Origin of the sequence: Micromonospora sp. URMC 106, from assembly GCF_051386395.1 — a bacterium.
Taxonomy (GTDB): domain Bacteria; phylum Actinomycetota; class Actinomycetes; order Mycobacteriales; family Micromonosporaceae; genus Micromonospora.
On record NZ_JBPQTP010000170.1, the window covers coordinates 1 to 9,687 of the forward strand.

Sequence of the window (9,687 nt, forward strand, 5' to 3'; positions counted from 1 at the left end):
CCGGCCCCACCGACTTCGGCCCGCCCGCCGGTCCCGCCGGCTTCGGCTCTCCGGCCGGCCGGGGTGCCGGCGCGCCGCCGCCGTGGCCGGGTGCCGGGCCCGTTCGGCCGCCCACCCCGCCACCGCCGGCCGACGCCGCCCGGCAGCCGGGCCCCGCGCGGGCCGCCGGCCAGAGCGGCGGACGGCCCCTCCGCCCGCCCGTCGACCGTGCCGCCGCCGAGAGCGGCCGGCCGGCTACCGACGGGCCGACCGCCTTCATCCCGCCGAGGGGCGCGCCGGCCGGCGGGCCACCGGCGCCGGTCTCGCCGGCCGCCGCCGACCCGGGGGCCACCGCCGTGATCCCGGCCGTCTCCGGGCGCACGCCGAGTGGCTCGGCCGCCCTCTTCGAGTCGACCGCCCTGATGGGGGCCGTGCCGCGTCCCCCGAAGACGGACGAGCGGGACGTCCCCGATCCCCCCGCCGAGCAGCCTCGGCCGCGCCGGGGCGAGCGGGTCGTCCAGCTCCGCCCGGAGCAGACCGGCGAGGGCTACAAGAGCGTCTACTCGGAGCTGACCCGGCCGTCCCTGGGCTCGCGGCTGCGCACCGGCATCCGGGTCACCGGCGAGGTGCTCATCACCTTCGGCATGGTGGTGCTGCTCTTCGCCGGCTACGAGGTGTGGGGCAAGTCGGCCATCGTCGACGCCCACCAGAACGACCTCAGCCAGCAGCTGGCGCAGGCGTGGGGCCCGGAGGGCGACCCGACCGTCGCGCCGTCGGCCAGCGCGTCCACGAAGCCGAAGCCGCCCGTGCAGGGCAAGCCGATCGCGGGGCTCTACATCCCCAAGCTGGACAAGAACTGGGTCGTGGTCGAGGGCGTCACCCAGAAGGACATCCGGTACGCGCCCGGCCACTACCCGTCCAGTGCCCTGCCGGGCCAGGTGGGCAACTTCTCCGTCGCCGGGCACCGCAACCGGGCCACCTTCTGGCGGCTCGACGAGCTCAACGACGGCGACGCCATCGTGGTGGAGAGCAAGACCGACTGGTACGTCTACAAGGTGACCCAGAGCCGGATCGTCAAGCCCACCCAGGTCGAGGTGGTGGCGCCCGTGCCGGGCAGGCCGGGGGACAAGCCGACGAAGCGGATGCTCACCCTGACCACCTGCAACCCGAAGTTCGACAACTACCAGCGCCTGATCATCCACGCCGAGTTGGCGCGCACCCAGCCGAAGTCGGCGGGCCGGCCGGCGGAACTGGGAGGCTAGGCGTGTACGGCTGGATCTGGCGCAAGCTTCCCTTCGGGCTGCCCGGCAAGCTCGTCGGCAGCCTCCTGATCGCCAGCGCGATGGTGGCCCTGCTCTGGTACGTGGTCTTCCCGTGGGCCGAGCCCCTGCTGCCCTTCGACGACGTGCAGGTCACCCAGGACTCCGGCGACCCCGCCGGTGACGTGGTGCCGGGCGACGGCGACGCCCCGCCCGGCGACGAGCACGACCTGCCGTACGACACCGAGCGGAACAACACCCCGCCCGCCTCCCCGGACGAGTGAGCCCCTGATGCGTGTCCTGGTGATCGACAACTACGACTCGTTCGTGTTCAACCTCGTGCAGTACCTGGGCCAGCTCGGCGTCGACTGCGAGGTCCGGCGCAACGACGAGATCGACGTCGCCGAGGTGGGGAGGGTCGGGGCGGCCGGCGTGCTGCTCTCGCCCGGTCCGGGCAGCCCCGACCGGGCCGGCATCTGCCTCGACGTCATCCGCCGGTACGCGGGCGAGCTGCCGATCTTCGGCGTCTGCCTCGGGCACCAGGCGATCGGCGAGGCGTTCGGCGCGACGGTGACCCGCGCCCCCGAGTTGCTGCACGGCAAGACCTCCGAGGTCCGCCACCAGGGCGTCGGGGTGCTTGCCGGCCTGCCGGACCCGTTCACCGCGACCCGCTACCACTCGCTCGCGGTGCTGCCCGAGACGCTGCCCGAGGAGCTGGAGGTCACCGGCTGGACCGGTTCGGGCGTGGTGATGGCGATGCGCCACCGGACGCTGCCGATCGAGGGCGTCCAGTTCCACCCCGAGTCGGTGCTGACCGAGGGCGGCCACCTGATGCTGGCGAACTGGCTCGCCGCCTGCGGCCACCCGGCGGCGCTGGAGCGGGCCCCGGAGCTGGCCGCCGAGGTGGACGCCCGCCGCCGCGCCGCCTTCGCCGCCGGCTGAGGCGGCCCGGCGCCGCCGGCCTTCAGGGCCGGACGGTCAGCCCCGCAACGCGTCCTGGACTGCCGGGTCCGCCGGCGAGCGGACCGCGGGCGGCCTGCGACGCACCGCGTCCCACGCCGCCTTGCCGCTGGCGAGGTAGTCGCGGGCCGCCTTCCCGACGAGCAGGGCGGGACCGCAGCCGGGACAGCGGGCAGTCACCCCCTCGGCCTCGACGCCGAGGTGTCGGCACAGCGTCACCGCCCGGGACAGGTGGTAGGACTGGGTCACGATCAGGGCCCGCTCGACTCCGTACACCTCGCGTGCCCGGGCACAGCTGTCGTACGTGTCCAAACCGAACGGGTCGGCCACGACGCGACGCGGGTCGACGCCAAGCCGCTCGGTCAGGTAGGCGGTCATCACCGCCGGCTCGTCGCCGGACGTGCCGCCCCCGTCGCCCGACACGAGGACCACCCGGGCACGCCCGCTCTTCACCAGCTCGGCGGCGGTCTCCAAACGGCCGGTGAGCCGGTCCCCGGGTCGGCGTCCGTCCGCCGCCACCGCGGTGCCCAGGACGATCACCACGTCGGCGGCCGGCGCGTCGGCCTCGTCGTGGACGTGGCCGCGAGCCGCGACCGTCGTCCACAGCCAGGGAAGACTGGCCAGGAGCAGCGCGGCCAGGCCGACGACCGCCGCACGGGTCAGGTGTCGCCGCCACCGGTTCGCACGGGTCACCCGCCGCGGGTCACTGCTCGGGGAGCCGGCCCGGCGGGGTGGTCGGCAGCGGGAAGCCACCGCCGCCCCCAGAGGGCGTGGAGGACGTGGCGCTGGGCGTCGGGCTCGGCGAGTCGGTCGGCGTCGGGTCGACCTGCGGGACGCTGACCACGATGGTCACGGTCTTGCCCTTCGCGAGGTTCGAGCCCGGTCGCGGGTCCTGCGAGAGGACCCGGCCGGCCTCGGCCGCCGGCACCTCCCGGCCCTGCTCGACGTCGACGTCGTAGCCGGCGTCCTCCAGCTCTTCCCTGGCGTCGTCCTCGGTGGAGCCGACCACGTTGGGCACCCGGGCGACGTTGCCCTTGGAGACGGTGAGCGTGACCTCGGCCCCCTCGGCGACCTGCTTCCCCTCCTCGGGCGACACCCCCAAGACGATGCCCTCCTGCTGCGGGCTGTCCTTCTCCACCCTCTTGACGTCGAAGCCCTCGTCCTTCAGGCGCTTCTCGGCACTCTCATAGGTGGAGCCCTTGAGGCCGGTCGGAATGGCCTTCGTGGCCGGGCCGCCGCAGACCTGGACGACGACCTCCCGGTTGGGCTCCAGGGGAGAGTTGGCAGCCGGCGTCTGGTTGACCACCTCGCCCTTCTTGCAGGTGGCGTTGAAGACCTGCTCGCCCGCCTTGGGCACCAGTTGGGCCTGCTCGATCCGGGTGAACGCCTCCTGCTGGGTCAGGCCGGTCACCGTGGGGACGGTGACCCGGTCGTCGCCGCGCTGGTTGAGCAGGGCGGCGGCGAGGGCGATCACCGCGAGCACGCCCACCGCGGCGAACGTGGCGATCAGCCAGGACGACGCCTTGCGCCGACGCGGGTCGCCGACCCGGGCGGGGATCTGCCGGGTCTGCGGAGCGCCGCCGGCGGCGGCCGGGTAGCCCGCGCCGCCCGGGACGACCCGCGTCGTCTCGTCCTGCGGCAGTACGGGGGTGGCCAGCACCGGGCGGCCGGCCGCCGCGCGGAGCAGGTCGGCCCGCATCTCGCCGGCGCTCTGGTAGCGGTTGAGCGGGTTCTTCGACAGCGCCTTGAGCACGATCGCGTCGACCGCGGGGTTCACGTCCGGGTTGATGTCGCTCGGCGTCGGCGGGGCCTCCCGCACGTGCTGGTAGGCCACGCTGACCGGGCTGTCGCCCACGAACGGGGGATGCCCGCAGAGCAGCTCGAAGAGCACGCAGCCGGCGGCGTAGACGTCGGAGCGGGCGTCGACCGCCTCGCCCCGCGCCTGTTCCGGCGAGAGGTACTGCGCCGTGCCGATCACCGCGCTGGTCTGCGTCATCGTGGTGGCGCCGCTGGCCAGCGCCCGGGCGATGCCGAAGTCCATCACCTTGACCTGGCCGGTCTGGGTGAGCATCACGTTGCCGGGCTTGATGTCCCGGTGGATGATGCCGTGCCGGTGGCTGAACTCCAGCGCCGCGCACATGTCGGCGCAGATCTCCAGCGCCCGGCGCGGCTGGAGCCGCCCCTCGACGCCGAGGACCTCCTTGAGGGTCCGCCCGTTGACGAACTCCATCACGATGAACGGCAGCGTCTCGCCGGTCGGCGCGGTCTCCTCGCCGGTGTCGTAGACGGCGACGATCGCCGGGTGGTTGAGGGACGCGGCGTTCTGCGCCTCGCGGCGGAACCGCATCTGGAAGGTGGCGTCCCGGGCGAGGTCGGTCCGGAGCATCTTGATCGCGACGTCCCGACCGAGCCGGAGATCGCGACCGCGGTGCACCTCGGCCATGCCGCCATAGCCGAGGAGCTCGCCGACCTGGTACCTGCCACCGAGCAGGCGGGCCTGCGCTGTCATCGCGTCTGTCGTCCTTCGCTCGTCGTCTCGTCGCCGCCCGACCGGGGCAGTTCCTGTCGACGGTACGACGTCCCGGCCGGATCGTCGCGTCCGTCGGGCCGCAGCGCGCCGGACGTCACCGTCCGCGGGAGGACCGCGTCGGCTGCGCCGGACTGCTGCGACCTCTCCCGCAGGTTGTAGGAAATCACGCCGGAGCAGACGAGGACCAGTACGGCCAGGATGATGGCGAGGAACACCATCCCGGGCCGGGACCGTCGCCCACCCGGCTGGGGCGCCGGAGGAGCGGCCTGCCCCGCGTACGCCATCGGGCGGGCCGGCGGCACGGGCGCCGCGCCGCGCGGATAGCCCGGCGGGGCGACGGGCGGGCGGGACACCGCCGCGGCGGGCGCGACCACCGTGGGGCGATGCGGCGCGACGGCCGGACGGGGCGCCGCCGCGGGCGGGCGCGCCGTCGGCGCCGGCACCTGGGCGCGGCCGGGCGGGGCCGCCGGCGACGCCGGGGCGGCGGAGATCGGCCGGCCACCGGCACGGGCCTGCTGGGAGAGCTGGGCCTTCAGTTGCCGCGCCACCCCGGCCAGCGCCGCGGCGCTGGGCCAGCGGGCCGCCGGGTCCTTCGCCAGCGCCCGCTCCACCACGGCGCGGACCTGCGGCGGGATGTCGGCGGGCAACGGGCGGGGGGCCTCCCGGACGTGCCGCATGGCGATCTCGAGGGGGTTGTCGCCCTCGAAGGGGCGCCGGCCGGCCAGGCACTGGTACGCGACCACGCCGAGCGCGTAGACGTCCGAGGCGGGCGTGGCGACCCCGCCGGTGGCCTGCTCCGGGGAGATGTACGAGGCGGTACCGAGCACCGAGCCGGCCGCGGTGAGCTGGGCGACCAGGTCCGACCGGGCGATGCCGAAGTCGGTGAGCACCAGCGTGCCGTTGGGCCGGACCAGCAGGTTGCCCGGCTTCACGTCCCGGTGCACGATGCCCTTCACGTGCGCCGCGTGCAGCGCGTCGGCGGCCTGGGCGACCAGCGCCATCGTGCGGGCCGGCGTCAGCCGGCCGACCCGGGCCAGGGTGGCCGACAGCGCGTCGCCCTCCACGTACTCCATCACCAGGAAGGCGATCTGCTGGTCGTTGCCGAAGTCGTAGACGTCGACCACGCCGGGGTGGTTGATCGTCGCCATGGTGCGGGCCTCGCCGCGGAACCGCTCGGCGAAGTCCGGGTCGTCGAGCAGCGCGGGGAGCAGGCTCTTGACCGCGACCGTCCGGCCGAGCACCTGGTCGGTGCCGCGCCAGACGTCGCCCATGCCGCCGCTGGCGATCCGCTCGTCGAGGCGGTAGCGGTTGCCGAGCTGCACCCCCGGGCTGAGCATGTCAGCGGCCCCCGGGGTCGGCGATGGCGGCCCGCATGATCTGCCCGGCGATCCGGGCCGCCTCGGCGCTGCCACCCGGCCCCGCCTGCTCCAGCACCACGCAGACCGCGGAGACCGGGTTGCCGTCCTTGTCGAGGGCGAAGCCGATGAACCAGCCGTGGTCGGGACGGTCCGGCGCGGACTGGGCGGTGCCGGTCTTGCCGCCGACGGTGTAGCCGTCGATCTGGGCGTTCCGGCCCGTGCCGTTCTCGACGACGCTGACCATCATCTCCCGCAGGTCGCCGGCGACCTGTCCGCTGATCGGCTGGCGCAGCTCCCGCGGCTTGGCGGTGTAGTAGCTCGTGGTGCGGTCCGGGGCGAGGAGCTGGCGCACCACGTACGGCCGCATCTGGGTGCCGTCCCTGTGCGCGACCGACGCGGCGATCATGGCTCCCTGCAGCGGGGTCATCCGGACGTCGCGCTGGCCGATGGAGGACTGCGCGAGCGCGGCCGGGTCGTCGCCGCCGTCGGTGTTCTCCATGCTGCCGGTGCGGCTGGCCGCCACCGGGTGACCGCCCTCGCCGAGCTGGCCGACGGTGAGGTCCTCCTGCTCGAAGCCGAACTGCCGGGCCTTCTCCTTGATCTTGTCCGCGCCGAGCCGGACGCCGAGCTGCGCGAAGCCGGTGTTGCACGACTCGGTCACCGCGTTCATCAGGGTGACCTCGGACTCGGGGCAGATGCTCGCCGCCGCGTTGCGGATCGGCGTGCCGGAGGTCGGCGGGGTGTAGCTGGAGCCCGCCGGGATCTCGGTGCCCTGACCGACGCCGTTCTCCAACGCCGCGGCGGCCACCACGATCTTGAAGGTGGAGCCCGGCGGCAGCACCTCGCCCAGGGCCCGGTTCTTCAGCGGGCCGGCCGCGTCCTGCTCCAGCTTGTTGTACGCGGCCGTCGCCTCGTTGGTGTCGTGGCTGGCCAGCGGGTTGGGATCGTAGCTGGGAATGGAGACCAGCGCCTGCACCGCGCCGGTACGCGGGTCGACGGCGACCGCCGCCCCCTTCGGCACGTCCAGGCGGTTGTTGCGCAACTGCTCGTACGCGACGTCCTGCGCCCGCCTGGAGAGGGTGAGCAGCACGTTGCCGCCGCCGGTCTCGTCGCCGGTGAACATGTCCTTGACCCGGTTGGCGATCAGCGCGTCGCTGGTGCCGGCCAGGAAGTCGTTCTCGAACCTCTCGATGCCGGTGTCGGCCAGGTTGACCGGCTTGTAGCCCAGGACGTGCGCGTACTTCGCGCCGGCCGGGTAGGTGCGGCGGTACTTCAGCTCGCCGCTGGTCTCCTTGCTGGTGGCGAGCGCCGTGCCGCCGGCCTCGATGTTGCCGCGCTTGCGCTCGTACTCGGCGACCTGGACCCGGCCGTTGTAGTCGCTGTTGCGGTATTCGTCGGCCTTGTAGGCCTGGATCCAGTTCAGGTTCGCGAAGAGCAACCCGAAGAGGACCATGACGACGACGCCGGCGCGGCGCAGGGGTGCGTTCACGGCCTGATCACCTCCGTGGGGGCACCGTGCAGCTGCTCCGGCGGGCCGCCGGACGGTCGGGCCGCCTTGCCGCCCGCGCCCGTGACGGGGCGGCGGGCCCCGTCGGAGACCCGGAGCAGGACCGCGATGAGCAGCCAGTTGGCCATCAGCGAGGAGCCACCGGCGGAGAGGAACGGGGTGGTCTGGCCGGTCAGCGGGATGAGCTTGCTGATGCCGCCGACGATCACGAAGACCTGGAGCCCGAGGGTGAACGCCAGGCCGCCGGCCAGCAGCTTGCCGAACGAGTCGCGGACCGCCAGCGCCGCCCGCAGCCCCCGCTCGACGATGAGCAGGTAGACGACGAGCAGCGCGGAGAGGCCGAACAGCCCGATCTCCTCGCCGATGCCGGCGAAGATGAAGTCGTTCTGCACCTCGGGCAGCAGGCCGGGCTGACCACCGCCCGGGCCAGCGCCGAACAGGCCCCCGGTGCCGAGCGCGAGCAGCCCCTGCACCAGCTGATAGCCGTCCTCGTAGGGATCGGCGAACGGGTCCAGCCAGATCTGCGCCCGCAGGTAGAAGTTGGCGAACGGCCCGCCGACGATGTCGCCGAGGACGTACGCCAGATAGGCGCCGCCGAAGAAGAGCACCAGGCCGATGAGCAGCCAACTGACCCGCTCGGTGGCGATGTAGAGCGTCACCACGAACATGCCGAAGTAGAGCAGCGAGGTGCCCAGGTCCTTCTCGAAGACGAGGACCAGGACGCTGACCAGCCAGACCGCGACCACCGGGCCGAGGTCGCGCCCGCGCGGGAAGTCGATGCCGAGGAAGCGGCGGCTCGCCAGCGACAGCACCTCGCGCTTGCGGACGAGGTAGTAGGCGAAGAAGACCAGCAGCGCCAGCTTGGCGAACTCACCGGGCTGGATCGAGAAGCTGTCGCCGAACTTGATCCACAGCTTCGCGCCGTTGATCTCGGAGAACCGGCTCGGCAGCACCGCCGGGATCATCACCAGCACGATGCCGGCCAGCCCCAGGGTGTACGCGTAGCGGGAGATCGAGCGATGGTCGCGCATCACGACGAGCAGCCCCGCCGCGAGGATCACCGAGAGGAGCGTCCAGGCCAGTTGCCGGCCACCGTTGCCGGCGAAGACGGCCAGGTCCGCCCGCTCGGCGGGGGCGGCGCTGCCCAGGTCGAGCCGGCGCAGGAAGCCCACCCCGATGCCGTTGAGCAGCGCGACCGCCGGCAGCAGGGCCGGATCGGCGAAGGGCGCCAGGAACCGGATCACCAGGTGCAGGCCGAGGAAGACCGCCGTGAGCGCGGCGGCCGGCATCCAGAAGTCGGCGGTGACCGTGTCGAGCACGTTCGCCTCGACCATCGCCCCGTACGCGGCCACCAGCACCATGGCCAGCAGCAGCAGCGATAGCTCGGCGTTACGCCGGGACCGGGCCAGGCGCACGCCGGGCTGCTCGCCCGTGGTGGCGGGCGAGGGTGCCGGGGTGGCCGCTGCGGTCACGGATCGTCCTCGGATTCGAGCCGACGCTCACTCCGGCGACCGACAGGCGGCCGGATCGAGCGTCGGCGAGACGGTGTCGGAGGGCAGGGCGTCGGGCGTGGTGGTCGACGCGGCCGGCGTCGTCGGACGGCCGCTGGCCGCCGGGCTGCCGCTGGCCGTGGGGCGCGGCGTCGCCGGGCCCCCGGTCGGCGTCGGGCTGGTGGTGACGGCCACCGCGCTCGGGCTGGGCGGGCAGGTCGGCTTCAGGTTCGGGTTCGTGGGGCTGTCGCTGGTCAGCTCGGCCAGCCGGCGCGCGGCGTCCGGCGCGCTCTTGGCCGGGATGCCCTGCTTCACCTGCTCCTGGGCGGCCAGGGTGAGGTCGTCCAGGTCGGCCGGGCTGGTGGAGTGCACGGTGGAGAGGTCCATGCCGGCGATCTCGCCCTGGATCCCCCGGAACACCGCGACCTGGCCGTCCTCGGTCGCGCCGACGTAGTACTGCCGCTGGGTGTAGCTCCAGCCGCCGAAGACCGCCCCGCCGAGGAGCACCAGCAGCGCCAACGTCATCGCGGCGGCGCGCACCGGCCGGCGCTTCGGGCGTTCCGGCTCGTCGTCGTCGGCCGCGGGCTCCTCGGGGGCGGGGGGC

General features: G+C 73.9%; 9 protein-coding genes. 3 read left to right on the forward strand and 6 right to left on the reverse strand.

Annotated features, from left to right (window positions below):
- From ACSNOB_RS30540 to ACSNOB_RS30550, 3 genes are all read left to right on the forward strand, one after another.
- On the forward strand, nucleotides 1–1,241 hold a 1,241-nt coding region (locus ACSNOB_RS30540), incomplete at its 5' end, for a class E sortase (RefSeq protein WP_436690737.1).
- A gap of 2 nt (nucleotides 1,242–1,243) precedes the next feature.
- Entirely contained in the window at nucleotides 1,244–1,522 is a 279-nt protein-coding gene (locus ACSNOB_RS30545; RefSeq protein WP_436690739.1) for a hypothetical protein, read from the forward strand.
- 7 nt (nucleotides 1,523–1,529) lie between these two features.
- Nucleotides 1,530–2,180, forward strand: a complete 651-nt coding sequence (locus ACSNOB_RS30550) for an aminodeoxychorismate/anthranilate synthase component II (protein WP_436690741.1) — start codon at nucleotides 1,530–1,532, stop codon at nucleotides 2,178–2,180.
- A 36-nt stretch (nucleotides 2,181–2,216) separates the two neighbouring features.
- Here the strand turns inward: ACSNOB_RS30550 and ACSNOB_RS30555 are convergent, their stop codons facing one another.
- The 6 genes from ACSNOB_RS30555 to ACSNOB_RS30580 all read right to left on the reverse strand — a co-directional run.
- Nucleotides 2,217–2,891: a SanA/YdcF family protein gene (locus tag ACSNOB_RS30555; RefSeq protein ID WP_393108159.1), complete on the reverse strand. Its 675-nt coding sequence runs from the start codon at nucleotides 2,889–2,891 to the stop codon at nucleotides 2,217–2,219.
- Between the two features lie 10 nt (nucleotides 2,892–2,901).
- Nucleotides 2,902–4,707 carry a Stk1 family PASTA domain-containing Ser/Thr kinase gene (gene pknB, locus ACSNOB_RS30560; RefSeq protein ID WP_436690743.1) on the reverse strand — a complete coding sequence of 602 codons (1,806 nt, stop codon included), beginning with the start codon at nucleotides 4,705–4,707 and terminating at the stop codon, nucleotides 2,902–2,904.
- A complete protein-coding gene (locus tag ACSNOB_RS30565) occupies nucleotides 4,704–6,065 on the reverse strand; it encodes a protein kinase domain-containing protein (protein WP_436690745.1) in 1,362 nt (453 codons plus the stop codon). The genes pknB and ACSNOB_RS30565 overlap by 4 nt, the downstream gene beginning before the upstream one ends.
- A 1-nt stretch (nucleotide 6,066) precedes the next feature.
- Nucleotides 6,067–7,575, reverse strand: a complete 1,509-nt coding sequence (locus ACSNOB_RS30570; protein ID WP_436690747.1) for a peptidoglycan D,D-transpeptidase FtsI family protein — start codon at nucleotides 7,573–7,575, stop codon at nucleotides 6,067–6,069.
- Nucleotides 7,572–9,065, reverse strand: coding sequence for an FtsW/RodA/SpoVE family cell cycle protein (locus ACSNOB_RS30575; protein ID WP_436690749.1), 1,494 nt, complete (start codon nucleotides 9,063–9,065; stop codon nucleotides 7,572–7,574). The genes ACSNOB_RS30570 and ACSNOB_RS30575 overlap by 4 nt, the downstream gene beginning before the upstream one ends.
- Nucleotides 9,066–9,092: 27 nt before the next feature.
- A partial coding sequence (locus ACSNOB_RS30580) for a BofC C-terminal domain-containing protein (RefSeq protein WP_436690751.1) occupies nucleotides 9,093–9,687 on the reverse strand: 595 nt, incomplete at its 5' end.